At 38.9% G+C, this 15564-nt stretch carries 14 protein-coding genes and 1 pseudogene; 10 read left to right on the forward strand and 5 right to left on the reverse strand.

The genetic code is table 11. From position 1 onward, the window contains the following. Positions 1-171: 171 nt before the first annotated feature. Both BUB05_RS01240 and BUB05_RS01245 read left to right on the forward strand, forming a co-directional pair. A complete protein-coding gene (locus BUB05_RS01240; RefSeq protein WP_073045863.1) occupies positions 172-648 on the forward strand; it encodes a permease in 477 nt (158 codons plus the stop codon). Beyond that, positions 639-1166 carry a permease gene (locus tag BUB05_RS01245; RefSeq protein ID WP_073045867.1) on the forward strand — a complete coding sequence of 176 codons (528 nt, stop codon included), beginning with the start codon at positions 639-641 and terminating at the stop codon, positions 1164-1166. The genes BUB05_RS01240 and BUB05_RS01245 overlap by 10 nt, the downstream gene beginning before the upstream one ends. Before the next feature lie 328 nt (positions 1167-1494). Here BUB05_RS01245 and BUB05_RS01250 read toward each other — a convergent pair whose 3' ends face one another. The 3 genes from BUB05_RS01250 to BUB05_RS01260 form a co-directional block, all read right to left on the reverse strand. Beyond that, positions 1495-3654, reverse strand: coding sequence for a stalk domain-containing protein (locus BUB05_RS01250; protein ID WP_073045870.1), 2160 nt, complete (start codon positions 3652-3654; stop codon positions 1495-1497). Positions 3655-3853: 199 nt separating this feature from the next. Continuing rightward, positions 3854-4396, reverse strand: a complete 543-nt coding sequence (locus BUB05_RS01255) for a hydrolase (RefSeq protein ID WP_073045873.1) — start codon at positions 4394-4396, stop codon at positions 3854-3856. Positions 4397-4477: 81 nt separating this feature from the next. Then, positions 4478-6130 carry an ABC transporter ATP-binding protein gene (locus BUB05_RS01260; protein WP_073045876.1) on the reverse strand — a complete coding sequence of 551 codons (1653 nt, stop codon included), beginning with the start codon at positions 6128-6130 and terminating at the stop codon, positions 4478-4480. Between the two features lie 111 nt (positions 6131-6241). On the opposite strand from BUB05_RS01260, the gene BUB05_RS18920 reads away from it, so the two are divergent. Together BUB05_RS18920 and BUB05_RS01265 are read left to right on the forward strand one after the other, a co-directional pair. Beyond that, the gene (locus BUB05_RS18920) at positions 6242-6376 is read left to right on the forward strand and encodes a hypothetical protein (protein WP_281257983.1); all 135 of its coding nucleotides are present in this window, start codon (positions 6242-6244) and stop codon (positions 6374-6376) included. A 109-nt stretch (positions 6377-6485) separates the two neighbouring features. Beyond that, positions 6486-7679: a fused MFS/spermidine synthase gene (locus BUB05_RS01265; protein ID WP_073045879.1), complete on the forward strand. Its 1194-nt coding sequence runs from the start codon at positions 6486-6488 to the stop codon at positions 7677-7679. Between the two features lie 145 nt (positions 7680-7824). Here BUB05_RS01265 and BUB05_RS01270 read toward each other — a convergent pair whose 3' ends face one another. Continuing rightward, complete coding sequence (locus BUB05_RS01270; protein WP_073045881.1) at positions 7825-8277, reverse strand: transposase; 453 nt, start codon at positions 8275-8277, stop codon at positions 7825-7827. Between the two features lie 39 nt (positions 8278-8316). Next, positions 8317-8484 (reverse strand): annotated as a pseudogene (locus tag BUB05_RS01275) (transposase); the annotation flags it as partial. 547 nt (positions 8485-9031) lie between these two features. On the opposite strand from BUB05_RS01275, the gene BUB05_RS01280 reads away from it, so the two are divergent. The 6 genes from BUB05_RS01280 (at position 9032) to BUB05_RS01305 (ending at position 15541) form a co-directional block, all read left to right on the forward strand. After that, a complete protein-coding gene (locus tag BUB05_RS01280) occupies positions 9032-9838 on the forward strand; it encodes an enoyl-CoA hydratase-related protein (RefSeq protein ID WP_073045888.1) in 807 nt (268 codons plus the stop codon). Between the two features lie 75 nt (positions 9839-9913). After that, complete coding sequence (locus BUB05_RS01285; protein WP_073045891.1) at positions 9914-11233, forward strand: GntP family permease; 1320 nt, start codon at positions 9914-9916, stop codon at positions 11231-11233. 42 nt (positions 11234-11275) lie between these two features. Beyond that, on the forward strand, positions 11276-12502 hold the full coding sequence (locus BUB05_RS01290; protein ID WP_073045894.1) for a CaiB/BaiF CoA transferase family protein: 1227 nt from the start codon (positions 11276-11278) through the stop codon (positions 12500-12502). Between the two features lie 47 nt (positions 12503-12549). Beyond that, on the forward strand, positions 12550-13686 hold the full coding sequence (gene acrC / locus BUB05_RS01295) for an acryloyl-CoA reductase (protein ID WP_073045897.1): 1137 nt from the start codon (positions 12550-12552) through the stop codon (positions 13684-13686). 8 nt (positions 13687-13694) lie between these two features. Beyond that, positions 13695-14489 carry an electron transfer flavoprotein subunit beta/FixA family protein gene (locus tag BUB05_RS01300; protein ID WP_073045900.1) on the forward strand — a complete coding sequence of 265 codons (795 nt, stop codon included), beginning with the start codon at positions 13695-13697 and terminating at the stop codon, positions 14487-14489. A gap of 11 nt (positions 14490-14500) precedes the next feature. Continuing rightward, positions 14501-15541, forward strand: a complete 1041-nt coding sequence (locus BUB05_RS01305; RefSeq protein ID WP_073045902.1) for an electron transfer flavoprotein subunit alpha/FixB family protein — start codon at positions 14501-14503, stop codon at positions 15539-15541. Positions 15542-15564: the final 23 nt, after the last annotated feature.

Below are 15564 nucleotides of genomic sequence, written 5' to 3' on the forward strand. Positions count from 1 at the left end.
AAAAATTTAAATTAAAGTTTCATTGGGTCTATATTATATCATCAAACTGTACCTATACAAGAATTTTATCCTGGAATCAATTAATGACATATGTCTGAAATGGGTTTATAATATAAAGTACGGATCAATTTTTATGAGTAAAAAGGTGAGGGCGAAAGGAAGTGTAAATAGATGTATTATATTGCAGGTGTTTTTCTGGCATTGTCATTTTTTAAAAGCAGGAAAAAAACAAAAATGGCATTAAAAAAGGCGTGGAAGTCCTTTGCAAATATCTTCCCCAAGTTTCTGGGAGTAATAATTTTTGTGGGAATCATGCTTGCGATTTTTGATGAAGAAACGGTATCAAGGGTCATAGGGGCAGAGTCGGGAGCATTGGGAGTAGCCATTGCAAGTATAGTCGGATCAATTACCCTTATTCCAGGGTTTATAGCATTTCCCATGGCAAAGGTCCTCTTGGACAACGGAGCAGGCATAATGCAGATAGGTGTCTTCATATCTACATTGATGATGGTTGGTATAGCTACATTCCCGGTTGAAGTGGAATATTTCGGCAAAAAGGTTGCCATAATGAGGAATGTAATGTCCTATTTTCTGTCTTTCATAGTAGCATATATTATAGGAAAGGTGGTAGGTGGAGTATGGTTCTAAAAAAATACAGATTTCCAATCGTAGCTATAATAGCAATGGCAGTCATGTTTGCAGTCGACAAAGAGCTGGGGAAAAAGGCTGTCACCGTAACGACAGATTCCCTTTTTCAAATGCTGTCTGTCCTTCCTGCGGTGTTCATTCTCATAGGCCTTATGGATGTATGGGTGCCAAGGGAGACCATGATAAAGTATCTTGGCGAGCATTCGGGAATAAGGGGAGTCATAATTTCCTTCATAATGGGTTCGGCAACCATGGGTCCTCTCTACGGTGCCTTTCCCGTGGCTGCCGTTCTTATGAAAAAGGGAGCGAAGTTCTCAAACATACTCATTTTCATAGGGGCATGGTCGACAACCAAGGTACCCATGTTCATGTTCGAGTTCAATTCCCTTGGGCCAAGGTTTGCAGTAACCAGACTGGTAGTTGACGTCATAGGTATAATAATAATCTCCTACGCAATAAACAGGATGCTCTCGAGGAAGAGCATAGAAGAGATATATGAAAAAGCTGAGAGCTTTTAGTTGAATATTGGAGATTAAAAATATGTAAAAATATTGTAAACCAGCGTTAAAAATAGCTGTGAACTATTGATTTTTATTCTATTTTGAATAATATAATAGAAGACGTAATACATTAGACGTATTTGAAGATGTAAACAGCCATCATCGGAAGACTTGATGTCCGGGGGGACAAAAAGAGAATCGGAAACGCGGGTAATTGAAAAAGGAATGATTAAAATATGCAACACTGCAGCAGACAATCGACTGTGCTGCAGAAGTTCTTACGAAGATGGAAACGGCGGGCCTTGCCCGCCAATTTTATTTTTTTGGAATCCTTATTGCACTGCAGTTAAATTGATATCCGGTCGAGTTCGTAGAGGCCGTATTTCTTTATGATGTTCATAAGCTTCATAGGATAGGATGGATCCGTTGCATAGCCTGCCCTCCTGATGGCATAGGCTCCGAGAGTCCAGTCGTGCATGACTTCCCTGAATCCTGCATACCTTTCCTTTTGAAGGAAGGCTTTGTGGTCCTTCCAGCTTTCATAAGGCGTATTGTATGACCTGAAGTAATCGTCGACCCTGAAGGAAACGCCGTTGTAGACCTCCCAGGTGTTTGCTATGATTGAACCATTTGTTCCGGTCCCCTTTATTCCGAAAAGGTTGTTGGAGAAGGTTCCTTCGTACTTGTCTACAGGTATGTACTGGCCCCATCCCGATTCATGGATTGCCTGGGCTGTCTGAAAGGCAGCCGACATTCCTGTTTTTTTGTATGACTCCACAGCCATTTCAGATACGAAATCCTTGAATTCCGACTTGTCCATAAGGGGTCTTGAACTGTAGGTTTTTCCAGTGTATACACTGAGGTTCATGTATTCACTGTCTATTGCCCTGCCTTCCATGTATCCTCTTGCAAAGATGCTGACCCTTCCTGCATCTCCTTCCTTTGGAACATAATTCAGCTTGCTGTCCCTGTCGATTTCCCCCAGCATTCGCAAGACACCTGTGTCCCTGTTTTTCAAATAGTATTGTATATTTTCCATCCCTGCATTGTTGACGGAATAGATGTCCACAGGGGAAGTGATGACCTGGTTGGGTCCTATGCCCTTTATGATAAGGTTTGGGCTTGTGTCCACGGTCACATGGACAGGGGCACTTTCATAATAGCTGCCGTCAAGTTCCTTTGCATCCATTTCTTTGGCATAGTCGGTGCTTCTCGAAGCGACAGGCATGCTGCCATCTCTTGAATCCTTTACTCGTACCTTAAGGTCGAACTCGCCTTCCAGTCCGTCTGCGGCGGAAGGAAACCATTCATAGCTTCCGTAGGGTATTGTCTTCAGTATCCTCTCCACTCCCGTATTCCTGTCAACAGCGATGAATTGTGTTTCATCCACATCGAAATTCCTGGATGCAATGAGCGTTACGGGAGTGTTTATAATCATTCCTTCCGATACGCCCTTCAGTTTCAGTATCCTTTTTACATCCATTGTTATATAGACATCTTCGCTTTCATAGATGTTTCCGTCATTATCGTAGGCAATTGCCGTCATGATGTAGTCGCCGGATTCGTAGAAGCCGGGAGTCCATGTGTAGCTGTCGTAGGGGTCAACTGTACCGCTATATATTATCTTCTTGTTTTCCAGATTTACGAATTCATATTCCACATATGATGCAAGGAAGTTCATCTCCGGTGTCATGGTTATACTGTCGTAGTGTCTGCTGTGGTCGGCTATTTCAGGAAGAACGACTTCAGGTTCCACATCCATTGTTACGGCTGCAGCATCGGCTTCAATGATGTTTCCATCCTCATCACAGACCACTGCAACAAGGACCATGTCTCCCTTGTCTTCCATATGAGGAATGAAGGTGAAGGTGGAATCGGAAAGCTTGCCACGTCCCCGTATGAATCCGGACCCCGTTTTACTGTCGAGAAGCAGAAGCCTCAGTTCTCCGTCCATGCTTGTGTATTTTCCAGGTATGTCTACTGTTATTTCTCTTGAGCCCCCTATGGTTGTTCCGTCCTCCAGTACGATGTCGAGGCCGTAGAAGGGTTCAATCTCTGAGGATTTGTTGGAATCCACATATACTATTCTTCCATCTTTATCCCATTCTATTCCTATTCCCAGGGCATTGCTGACAAGCCTCAGGGGGACATAGGTCCTGTCGTTAATGATGCGGGGAGCCACGTCGCTTATCTGGTAGTGAATACCCCTGTCGTATTGAATAAGCTTGCTGTCGATCATAAGCCTGAGATTGTCATCTCCCCTTGTTACTTCTACAGTCCTGGTTTCACTGTTCCATGAAACTTCAGCCCCTATTTCATCGGAAATAAACCGTATGGGTACAAGGGTTCTGTCATTCTCGATTACAGGTTCAGACAGATGCGTTATGTCATTGCCGTCCACAACAAGGTGTATACCATCGGATGCATGTGCTTCTATGTTTGCAGACGGATATGTCACAGAAATAGTTAGTAATGTCATTAGAAATATAATGATTATTTGCTTCATACATATCACCTTCATAGTTATATTATATCACTGTATTTTTAGTCGAGTATAAGAGATTGAAGTAGTATATGGCAGGACATAAAAAACAAGGTGAATTTAAAATCTCAATTTAAATTCACCTTGCTTTCTTGTCGACTTGATAATTGGTAGGAACTATATCATGTATTCCATATTGATCAAAAAAGTAGTTGTTCTTTAGTTACTTAACCAGGTTGGAAATGGTCTTGAACGTACTGTTGCCTGCATATCTGCACAGCTCAAACAGTATGGATTCATAGGTTGTAACTATAGCTCCTGCCTGTCTCATTCTTTCGACGGCTATTCTTTTGTCGTTTTCCTTCCTTGAGGATACGCAATCCTCAACTAAAACAGGAACACAGCCCTTTTCCAGCATGTCTATGACTGTTTGCTGAACGCATATGTGTGATTCTACACCCGCTACGATGATCCATTTCTTGTCCATTTTGTTCAATATTCCATCTATGGATGCTTCATCACAGCAGCTGAATGACATTTTTTCCAGATATTCACATTCTCCAAGTATTTCGGATATGTTGTCCACAGTGTGTCCAATCCCTTTGGGATACTGTTCGCTTACAAAATAGGGTATCCCAAGAGCCGTCAAGCCTTTAATGAGTATTTCCGTATTCTTAAGCAGCTCATCTTTTTCATGCATGTGTGGGACCAGCCTTTCCTGCAGGTCGATTATTATTGCTCCCGTGTTTTCTTTTAGAATTCGCATTTTTATCTTACTCCTTTAGCTTTGTTAGTGCCATGGACTCTGATGAAGGTTGAAGGTTTCAGAGGCTCGTTTCTTTTTTGGCTACAACTCTATAATTTTATCACAGTTTGATAGTATTTTCATATCATGGCTTATGATTATTGTAATAATATCTTTCGCTAATCGATTGAAGGTTTCAAATATTTTCGCTTCGCTTTCAGAATCAAGGTTGGCGGTTGCTTCGTCCAATATAATAACGTCAGGTTGATTGATTAGAACACGTGCAATTGCTATTCTCTGTTTTTGTCCTACTGAAAGACTGTCTCCGTAGTTTTTCACCTGGTAAAAGATACCGTCAGGCAGTTCATAAACAAAACCGGCGCTTGACAGGTCCAGTGCCTTCATGGCCATAAGTTTCTTATCGTCAAAGCTGAGTTCTGCTTCCTTGTCTTTATCCAATCCAAGCAAAACATTATTTAAAATGCTGTCGTTCATTAATAAAGGCTCTTGGGCAACATATCCTATTTTGTTTCTGATATTGTTGACATCATATTCCATGATGTCAAGACCGTTGATTTTGATTAGACCTGACTGGGGTGAATAAAGCCTCAGCATTAATTTGGCAACTGTAGACTTTCCTTTTCCGGAGATTCCTTTCAGTCCTATGCAATTGCAATCCATTATTTCAAGATTCAAATCTTGAATTACTATTTTGTCTGGAGATTGCGGATAACGGAAGGAAACATTATCAAATTCAATGTTTCTTATTTTTTGCAGAGTCTTTGTTCCGCTCTCTTCCGCTTGAATATTCCAGAATTTAACCACTCTATCTAAGGCTACAAGGCCTTGTTGAATTTGAATATTGGTGCCTATGATTCTATTGGCAGGCCCAAAAATGAAAGAGATAAAATTGGTAAATGCAACCAAGCTTCCTAATGTAAAAGTTCCTTCAATGATTCTCAGCCCTCCAATACCGATGATAATAATTGGAATTAGATCAAGGATAAAAACGGGAAGCACCCCATTTAATATCACATTCCTGGATAGTTCCATATAGGAAGTATAATTGTCAATTAAACGAGTATGATATTTTTCTACTCCTAAAATTTCTTTTCCGAATATTTTAAAGACATCGGAAAGCGATAATGATTCTTCAAGTTGAGAAGTCATGAGTGCTGTCTTTTCATATGTGTCGGATGATTTTTGTTTTATCTTAACAGTGTAATGATAAGTCAACATAATATAGACTGGTAGCAGGGAAAATGTAATTAATGCCAGTTTTACATCAAGGTAGAGCAGTGCAATAAATCCGAATATGAATTTTAAGATTTCCCTTAGTATTCCTGCAAATGAATTGACGAAAAGAGACTGCAAAGCCTTTGTATCGTCTTGAATCCTCGATATCAGGTATCCGGTTGTAAATTGTTCCTTCTCTCTTACTTTCATCATTAATATTTTTTTCAAGAGATCGCTTCGAAGGTCAATAATGATTTTTGAGTTGATTTTTATAAAGATATAGCTTGTAAGATAACTAATGACCTTCTGAAGGATAATAAAAAGCAATAATATTAAAAGCAGACTGATGAGCATTGTGGTATTTTTGTTTGGAATCAGATCATCAATGATATACCTTGTAATAAATGGTGTTGGCAATAAGAATAAAGATAGAACAAAAATCCCGACAACGCCAAGGATGATTGATTTCCTGAATTTTGCAAAATAATGCAGTAGAATTTTCATGTTGTTTTTTTCCATTAATAGTGTCCGCCTTTTGAAATATGAAGTGTTAAGTTTTATTGACACAATAATCATATGTAGTATATAATAAAAAAAGTATTATGTAAATATTGATAGAGGAGATTTGAAATGGCTGCAGATAACAGAAGAGAATTTGATCATGTTGGACAATTTGTGATTTTGGATTTTGAAAAAAATATTGATGCGACTGATATTGATAATGAAGTTGATAGTGCCATCATAAATCAGCAGATTAATCAATAGTATTTGATTAAGGTAAAAATTAAATTGTTACGAATGAGGCACTTTTTCTTATCGGTATCGGTAAGTGGAAGTGCTTTTGAAATTAATAAAGCTATTTTAAGGATATGAGATGAAAGATAAACGGGTTTTAACTTCAACAGAAATATCAAAGTTATTGTCATTATCGGATCTTCCAATTGAAATCAGAATTGCCATCTCTCTGATGATCTATTATTTTTTTGATGTAAGTCAGGTGGCAGCATTGAAGTGCTCTGATATATTTTGGCAAGAAGACGGTGCATATGTTAATTATTACTTGGAGGATAAAGATACATTTTTGAAAATTCCGCTTAGAAATGATTTGGAAGAACTGATTAGGCAGTCAATTCAAAAGAACGCCAAACGAACAAAAAACGGATATCTTATCACAAATGAAGACGGTAGTCTTTATGAGTCTAAAGAGATCCAGGCATGGATAAATAAAGCATGTCTGAAGATTGGGCTTAACGATCAGCAGGTTGACTATTTACTGAATGATAGCGCATTTTCAATAGACCGTTTAATAACTGTCAGGCAAAGTGAGTTTCAAACCATTGCAGTTATGGATATAAACGGAATACGATATCTGTTCACCGATTATAGCATTAGCGGTGTTTTTGATATTGAGAGGAATTCTTTTTACTTACAACAGCATCAGCAGTATATTCGTTTAATTGAGAAAATGGACATGCTACCTAAAAACATTCTTGTTCTTGGTGGTGGTGTTTTTGTAACTCCGCTCTATTTTAAGGCTTTGTTTCCGGATTGCAACGTAGATGTATGTGAGATTGATCCTGAAATATTTTCTGTTGCCAAAGAGTATTTTGGATTTGATAAATATGAAAATAAAATTAATGTCAAAATAATAGATGCCTTTGAATATTTGGAAACATCAGACAAGAAATATGATATTGTATTTTTGGATATTCCATGCTTGGATCAAGAATTAAAAGACCGTTTTCTTGGTAAAGGCAATTATAATAGGTATCAATCCCACCTGGATAAACAGGGTCTGCTCATTATAAACATATTGGATTATCTTAAGTTTACTGAATCCAAGGCCTATCATTGTGAGTATGAAAACATCAAAGACATATTTAATTCTGCATGTCTTTTGGCTACTGGAAATGGAAAAAACAGAGAATCTGAATCTCAAAATTTGATGATATTTGCTACCAATGCACCACATCCTTTTGATGAAGAAATGTTGTCTGGCAAAGACTCAGAGATTTATGGCCAATTGAACAAAATCATAGATGCAGTATGTGACATCCACTACAAGTGATTTTAAGCATGTGAATATTGAATACCTGGCTTTTCACGAAACCTAAATTATTCCGGGTGTGCCAAGCTAATAAAATGTTTATCATCTTAAACATTAAAAAACAGACCTCCTAAAAGTTAGATTTTTTAGGTCTAACTTTTAGGGGTTAGTTCAAATTCCCATTTTCATACGGGTTTTCCTTCAAGTCCCGGAATCGGGCATAACGAAATCCGTGCAATTCCTTCAAATCGGCAAAAGCACGTTCAATCGTTTCTTTTCTTCTTTTGTAGATCCTCTTTCCCAAATCAGTTTTCTTTGTGAATTGATCTATCTCCCTAAGATGTTTGTCCCAGACATGGAGCCTTATTATCCTTTTCTTAGATTTCTCATACAAGCATTTTTCTTTCTTAGGGCAATTGATACATACATCTTTATTACTGTGATATTCTAAATATCCTTGTCTTGTCGTTGTTTTGTATTCCATGGAATGTCCTTGTGGACACATTACTACATCCCATTCCTCTACATAGGTGAAATTCAACTTGGACATCTTTCCCTTTGGTGTTGGTTCTTTCCTTTTTGTTATTGCTCCTAGGACTCCCAACTTATCCAATCCCATTCCTAAAAACCATCGGTAGGCTATGTTGTATTTTATTTATTCTATAAGCCTTATTTCTGATCTTATTCCAAACAAATATCCTATGAATATCATCTTGAACAGAACAACTGGATCTATGCTTGGTCTTCCGTTGTTTTCGCAGTACTTATCCTTTACCAGGTCATATATGAAGCTGAAATCTATATTATTTGATATTTTCCTGAAAAGAGCAGCAAATTTCATAAATTGTTAAGATTATCAAAATTGAGACAAAAATTCATGAAAAGAATAATTTTAATTATATTGTTAATAAAATAACTAAGAATACCAATGGATGCTTGGTATCACTATTGAATTATCTAAATTGAGACATGTTTCTACAAAATGAGACAAAAAATAATGAATTGTAAAAGAAATCCATATTATGAAAGATATTATTATGTTTAGTAGGCAACATCATATTCATTTAATTATTCTAAGCTTTAATGTACTTGAAATCAATTTAAGAAATAATCGGAATATTACCAGATTAAAAATTATAGTAATGATTCCTTCATTGGAAACAGCTGTCCTGCTGTAAGCTGAATAAGTAGAAAAGCAATCAGTTCATTTGTGGGAGGTATGTAGACTAACCATTTAATAGCATATAATATATGGCATCGATATTGGTTATCAACAAAAATGAATGAGATAAATTTTTAAAAGAATATAAATGTTAAAAAATTGGCAAGGATTTTGCATTATCTTTTGTAAAATAAATACTCAGGAGGTTAGAATGATAGATTTATTGAAAAAAGAAGATATGGTACTTGAAAATATCAAATTAGATATTGAAGACGGTATCGCTATGGTGGTCATGAACAGGCCTGAAGCTATGAATGCCCTGAACAACAATACACTTCAGGAGTTAGAACAAATAATTGAACTAGTTAAGATGGACAAAAATGTATACGGAATGATAATAACCGGTGAAGGGAAAGCGTTTGTTGCTGGAGCGGACATTGCACAGATGAAGGACTACAAAGCAGAAGAAGGCAGAAACTATGCTGAATTTGCACAAAGTATATTTAACAAAATCGAAGATCTGGGGAAACCGGTAATAGCAGCGGTTAATGGATATGCTCTTGGCGGCGGTTGTGAACTGTCTATGAGTTGTGATATAAGAATAGCTTCGGATAAGGCGGTATTTGGGCAGCCTGAAGTTAATCTTGGTGTAATACCTTGTTTTGGTGGAACACAGCGTCTATCAAGACTTGTGGGAACAGGAATAGCAAAGGAACTGATTTTTACGGGAAGGATGGTTAAGGCAGATGAGGCTTGCAGCATGGGATTGGTTAATAAAGTGGTTCCATTGGAAGAGCTTGTTAACCAATCACTTGACATGATGAAAATGATTGTTGCAAAAGCTCCTATGGCTGTAAAATATTCCAAGATATCTATAAACCAGGGGTTTGATATGGATCTGAGGAAAGCGCTGGAACTTGAAAAAGATTTGGCTGCATTGACTTTTGCGTCAGATGACAAGGACGAGGGGATGAATGCATTTCTTGAAAAAAGAAACGCTAATTTCAAGAATTGTTAGAATTATCAAATTAGAGACGCAATTCTGCAAAATTAGACACAAAAAACAATAAAAAATCAAGGAGAATAGAAATCAATGTCAGGAAATATACTTATAAGTTTGGTAGGTATCATTATAGCATTTGTACTTTTAGTCATATTCATTATGAAAGGTATAAACATATATGTTACGGCAATTATATGTTCTTCCATAGTAGCCGTTACAGGAGGTATAAATCTATATGATGGATTAAAGGTCAACTATCTTGGAGGTTTTGTTGGATTTTTCCAGAAGTACTTCCTGATGTTTCTGGTTGGAACCATCATGGGAAAGGCATATGAGGTAACCAACGGAGCAAAGGCAATAGCCAGCATGATAGTAAGCAAGTTCGGGAACAAGATGGCGCTGATATCAATACCGTTAGCATGCGGAATCATATCATACGGTGGTGTAAGCGTATTTGTTGCCAGTTTTGCAGTATTCCCCATAGCTTTGGAGGTGTTCAAGCAGGCTGGATACCCAAGAAGGTTCATACCTGGAGCATTGACATTCGGATGTTCAACATTTGCAATGGTAGCACCTGGTGCACCGCAGATACACAATATAATTCCAGCAGGAGCACTGGGAACCGACTTGATGGCTGGAACAGTAATAGGGTTCATATGTTCCGGCTTCATCCTTGTACTTGGATCAGTCATCTTGATAAGGGTAGTGAACAATGCCATGACGCAAGGAGAAGCGTTTGCAGCAATAGCGGTGGATTCATTCCATGATGATGCAGAGTATCCTAGTGGAATATTGGCGCTGATACCGCTTATAGTTACGATATTGATAATAAACATAAAGGTTGGAGGAGAAACATTAGTACCTATAGAAGCGGGAGTCTTTATCGGTGCGGTTCTAGTAATAATAATGCTCAACAAATACCAGGACAACAAAAAGATACTTTTCCATCTGGGAGAAGCAAGTAAAATGTCCATAGTTTCGATAACGAATACATGTGCAGTTGTAGGATTTGGAGCAATGGTGAAAGCGGCAGCGGCATTCCCTGCAGTAGTGGATTCAATGGTGAACATTCCAGGACCTGACTATGTAGGTATAGCTGTGGGAACAACAGTAATAGCCGGAATAACAGGATCGGCATCAGGAGGATTGGGAATAGCGGCACCATTGCTTGCACCTGTATATTTGGCAAGAGGAGCAGTTGCAGGAGCTATCCACAGAACAATGACCATATCTTCAGCGGCTCTGGATTCATTGCCTCACAATGGATATATTGTAACAGTAACAAATGGATTGTGCAATGAGACACATAAGGATGCCTATGGATTGATATTCTGGTTGACAGTGGTAACACCGTTTATCGGTTCTGTGCTTGCAGTTATTCTGTTCTCATTGTTTCCGATGTTGCCGTAATAAAATAAAAACATTAAAAACTTTAAATTATAGGAGGATATTATGTATAAGCCATTAAAAGGAGTAAAAGTAGTTGATTTAACATATTTCATAGCTGGTCCAGGAACAGCAAGAATACTTGCAGATTGGGGTGCGGATGTAATAAAAGTGGAACCGTTTTGGGGAGATCCTGGAAGAACTACCGGTGCAGGCATGGGTGCTCCTGCAGATTTTGGGGCAAACCCGCTGTATAGTTGCTACAATTCGGAAAAAAGAGGAATTTCAATTGACTTGAAATCTGAAAAAGGGATGGAGATTCTGCATAAGTTGCTGGAAACAGCAGATGTATTTGTCAGCAGCTACAGAACAAAAGCTCTTAACAAACTGGGATTGGACTATGAAACCGTACATGAAAAATATCCCAAAATTGTATGGGCGCAAATAAATGGATACGGTGATGAAGGCCCGGCAAAAGATAATCCTGGATTTGATGTAATTGCATTCTGGGCACGTAGCGGAGCCATGTCTGATGCTGCAGAAATTGGAACAGCAGTCAATCCTCCAATAGGATTTGGTGATGCTACAACCTCATGCAGTCTGGCAGGAGGAATTGCAGCGGCTCTTTACGAACAGCAAAGAACTGGTGTTGGTGCAAAAGTAATGGTATCCTTGTTTACCCAAGCAATATGGAACTTAAGTTCATTGGTTGCCTCAGTTCAATACGGCGATAAGTATCCAAAAACAAGAACCATGGCTAATTCACCGGTTATCAATTCTTATGAGTGTAAGGATGGAAAATGGATATTCTTGGCTATTTTGGAACATGAAAGATATTTTGATTCGTTCTGCAAGGTTATTGAAAGAGAAGATCTTATAGGGAATGAGAAATTCTGTACAGGAGCAGGAGCTAAGGAAAATTCTCCCGAATTAATTGAAATCATTTCTGATGCTTTTAAGAACTGGAGCCAGGATGAAATGCACGATAAACTGATAGCTGTTGATATTGCACACGAAAGGATTCAAGGAGTAGAGGATGTGCTGAATGATCCTCAGGCTCTTGCAAATAATTATATCCATGAGGTGGAGAATCGTGACGGAACCAGAAGCTTCATGGCAATGCCGCCAATTAAGTTCAATAATGTCAACGTTAATGTAAAAAGCGACGCTCCACTGATTGGAGAGCATAACGAAGAGATTTTAATGAGTCTTGGATATACAATGGATGAGATAAAAGAAATGGAAGAGGCAAATTTCATAAAAAGCGTAGCATATGAGAGGGAGTTTGTTTAGAAAAAATGACATATTAAGCAACAAGATTTTAATAGGGAGATATGAATATGGATTTTAAATTTTCAGATGGACAAGAGATGTTAAGAAAAGTAGCTAGGGAATTTGCAGAAAACGAAGTATCGCCGATTGCTGCGGAAATAGATAAAACAGGAAGATTTCCCAGGGAAACATTTGACAAGATGACGGAAGTAATGTTTACAGGAATTGGAACACCAGAAGAATATGGTGGAGCAGGGGGAAGCGATACGGAGAAGGTAATAGTAGTATCGGAACTGGCAAAGAAATGTGGGGCTACAGCGGCCATACTTTCAATCCACACCATATTTGCACAGGTGATACAGAAATATGGAACCGGGGAGCAAAAGCAAAAATATCTGCCTAGAGTGACAAGTGGAGGTTGTGTAGGGGCTTTTGCTCTTACGGAACCGAATGCAGGTTCGGATGCCGGAGCAGCGAAAACTACTGCTACACTTGACGGGGATGAATATGTATTAAATGGGACAAAATGCTTCATTTCGGGAGGAGGACAGGCCCAGTATGTAGCGGTATTTGCATTGACAGACCCTTCCAAGGGACTTAAAGGCCTGTCATGCATAATAGTTGAAAAAGGAACTCCTGGATTTACAATAGGAAAAATAGAGGAGAAGATGGGTATACACGGATCTGAAACGGTGGAACTCATATTTGACAATTGCAGGGTGCCTAAAGAAAACCTTGTTGGAAAAGAAGGAAAGGGGTTCAATATTGCAATGGTTGCCTTGGATGGAGCGAGAATAGGAGTGGCAGCCCAGGCACTGGGAATAGCAGAAGGAGCTCTTGAAGAAAGTGTTAAATATATGAATACCAGAGTTCAGTTTGGAAAGCCTTTGACAGCATTGCAGGGACTGACATGGTATATATCAGATATGGCAACCAAAATAGAGTCGGCTAAGTGGCTTACTTATTATGCTGCTTATCTAAAAGAAACCGGTCAACCTCATACAAAGGAAGCTGCCATGGCCAAATTGAATGCATCGGAAACGGCCAGGTTCGTTACCAACCTAGCATTACAGATACATGGAGGATACGGATACATGAAGGATTATCCGCTGGAAAGAATGTATAGGGATGCAAAGATAACTGAAATATACGAAGGAACATCCGAAATACATAAACTTGTAATATCAAGATCAGTATTAAGCTAGGAGGAGACATGAAGATAATAGTATGTTTAAAGCAGGTGCCTGACACCAACGAAGTCAGGATAAATCAGGAGACAGGGACACTAATAAGGGACGGAGTGCCTAGTATAATCAATCCTGATGACAAGAATGCCCTTGAAGAAGCACTTAAGATGAAAGTGGAACATGACAGTACAGTAACTGTTTTGAGTATGGGACCTCCACAAGCAAAAGAAGCACTAAAAGAAGCACTGGCAATGGGAGCCGATGAAGCTATACTGCTTAGCGACAGGGCTTTTGGAGGATCTGACACATGGGCAACGGCTACCGTCCTGGCTGCTGGAATAGAAAAAATAAATGATTATGATATCATAATGTGTGGAAGACAGGCAATAGACGGAGATACGGCGCAAGTAGGTCCTGAGATAGCAGAATTCCTCAACTTGCCTCAAGTCACATATGCAAAGGAAATAAAGGTTAAGGAAGATAAGGCGGTTATTACAAGATACACGGAGACAGGTGACTATATAATAGAAACCAAGATGCCAGTGCTTCTTACAGCCATTAAAGAACTTAATGAACCAAGATATCCCACAGTAAAAGGAATTCTTAAAGCATATGATCCAGGCAATGACGAGATAAAGGTGTGGGGACTCAGTGACCTTGAAATTGATCCAACCCAGATAGGACTGAAGGGGTCGCCAACAAACGTATATAAATCATTTGTTCCAACTAAATCAAAAACATCGGAAATGATTGAAGGAATAAGCGGAAAAGAAAAAGCAGCAGTTCTGGTTGGGAAACTATCGGATCTGAAGTTGATATAGGAGGTGGAAAGATGATTAGAAGAAAAGTAAATCAGGGAATCAATCTGGAAGAATACAAGGATATTTGGGTAATAGGAGAGCAAAGAGAAGGGAAAATTCATCCTGTAACGATAGAGTTGATAGGAGAGGCCAAAAAACTTGTTGAAGGAACAGAGAAGAAAGTAGTCGCAGTAGTTGCAGGATATGATATAGATGAAGAAGTGAACAAACTGTTGTATTACGGCATAGACAAGGCATATTATATCAAGAGTCCGTTGCTGGATGTTTTTTCAACTGATGGATATTCAAAAACCATTGCAGACCTGATACTGGAGAAAAAGCCGGAAATAGTGCTTGTAGGAGCAACGTCAATAGGAAGGGATATAGGACCTAGAATAGCGGCTAAAATCGGCACAGGGCTGGTAGCTGACTGTACAAAGCTTGAAATGGATCCTGAAGATGGAAAGTTGCTGCAGACAAGACCAGCTTTTGGGGGGAACCTTATGGCAACAATAGTATGTCCAATTAACAGACCTCAAATGGCAACGGTTAGACCTGGAGTGATGGAAAAAGCAGTACATGAATCAAATCCTGCGGGAATAATTGAAGAAATAGCACCTGTATTGAAGGAAGATGACATAGCAGCAAAAGTGGTCGAAATAATACAAAGCGGTAAAAAAAGAGTTAACCTTACGGATGCCAAGATAATTGTATCAGGTGGAAGAGGTATCAAGGGTCCTGAAGGATTTGAACTGATCAAAGCCCTTGCAGACAAGATGGGTGGAGAAGTAGGATCTTCAAGAGCATGTGTTGACAGCGGTTGGATAGACCACATGCATCAGGTCGGACAGACAGGAACCACGGTGAGACCGGAAATATATGTGGCTTGTGGAATATCAGGAGCCATACAGCACCTTGCAGGGATGAGCGAATCAAAATATATAGTGGCCATAAACACAGATCCTACAGCGCCAATATTTAGAATATGCGACTATGGAATAGTAGGAGACCTTAAGGAAGTTATTCCGGCAATGATTGACGAGCTGGACAAAACTAAGGAATTCGAACTGTAAAGGTAGAAAATCCCTTTAAACTT

Source organism: Dethiosulfatibacter aminovorans DSM 17477, from assembly GCF_900142005.1.
Lineage (GTDB): Bacteria > Bacillota > Clostridia > Tissierellales > Dethiosulfatibacteraceae > Dethiosulfatibacter > Dethiosulfatibacter aminovorans.

Bases quoted from the DNA above. Each gene is read 5' to 3' on its own strand.
- BUB05_RS01250 (WP_073045870.1), bottom strand. From the start codon at position 3,654: ATGAAGCAAATAATCATTATATTTCTAATGACATTACTAACTATTTCT.
- BUB05_RS01305 (WP_073045902.1), top strand. From the start codon at position 14,501: ATGATTAGAAGAAAAGTAAATCAGGGAATCAATCTGGAAGAATACAAG.
- BUB05_RS01290 (WP_073045894.1), top strand. From the start codon at position 11,276: ATGTATAAGCCATTAAAAGGAGTAAAAGTAGTTGATTTAACATATTTC.
- BUB05_RS01300 (WP_073045900.1), top strand. From the start codon at position 13,695: ATGAAGATAATAGTATGTTTAAAGCAGGTGCCTGACACCAACGAAGTC.
- BUB05_RS01270 (WP_073045881.1), bottom strand. From the start codon at position 8,277: ATGGGATTGGATAAGTTGGGAGTCCTAGGAGCAATAACAAAAAGGAAA.
- BUB05_RS01260 (WP_073045876.1), bottom strand. From the start codon at position 6,130: ATGGAAAAAAACAACATGAAAATTCTACTGCATTATTTTGCAAAATTC.
- BUB05_RS01255 (WP_073045873.1), bottom strand. From the start codon at position 4,396: ATGCGAATTCTAAAAGAAAACACGGGAGCAATAATAATCGACCTGCAG.
- BUB05_RS01280 (WP_073045888.1), top strand. From the start codon at position 9,032: ATGATAGATTTATTGAAAAAAGAAGATATGGTACTTGAAAATATCAAA.
- acrC (WP_073045897.1), top strand. From the start codon at position 12,550: ATGGATTTTAAATTTTCAGATGGACAAGAGATGTTAAGAAAAGTAGCT.
- BUB05_RS01240 (WP_073045863.1), top strand. From the start codon at position 172: ATGTATTATATTGCAGGTGTTTTTCTGGCATTGTCATTTTTTAAAAGC.
- BUB05_RS01265 (WP_073045879.1), top strand. From the start codon at position 6,486: ATGAAAGATAAACGGGTTTTAACTTCAACAGAAATATCAAAGTTATTG.
- BUB05_RS01245 (WP_073045867.1), top strand. From the start codon at position 639: ATGGTTCTAAAAAAATACAGATTTCCAATCGTAGCTATAATAGCAATG.
- BUB05_RS18920 (WP_281257983.1), top strand. From the start codon at position 6,242: ATGGCTGCAGATAACAGAAGAGAATTTGATCATGTTGGACAATTTGTG.
- BUB05_RS01285 (WP_073045891.1), top strand. From the start codon at position 9,914: ATGTCAGGAAATATACTTATAAGTTTGGTAGGTATCATTATAGCATTT.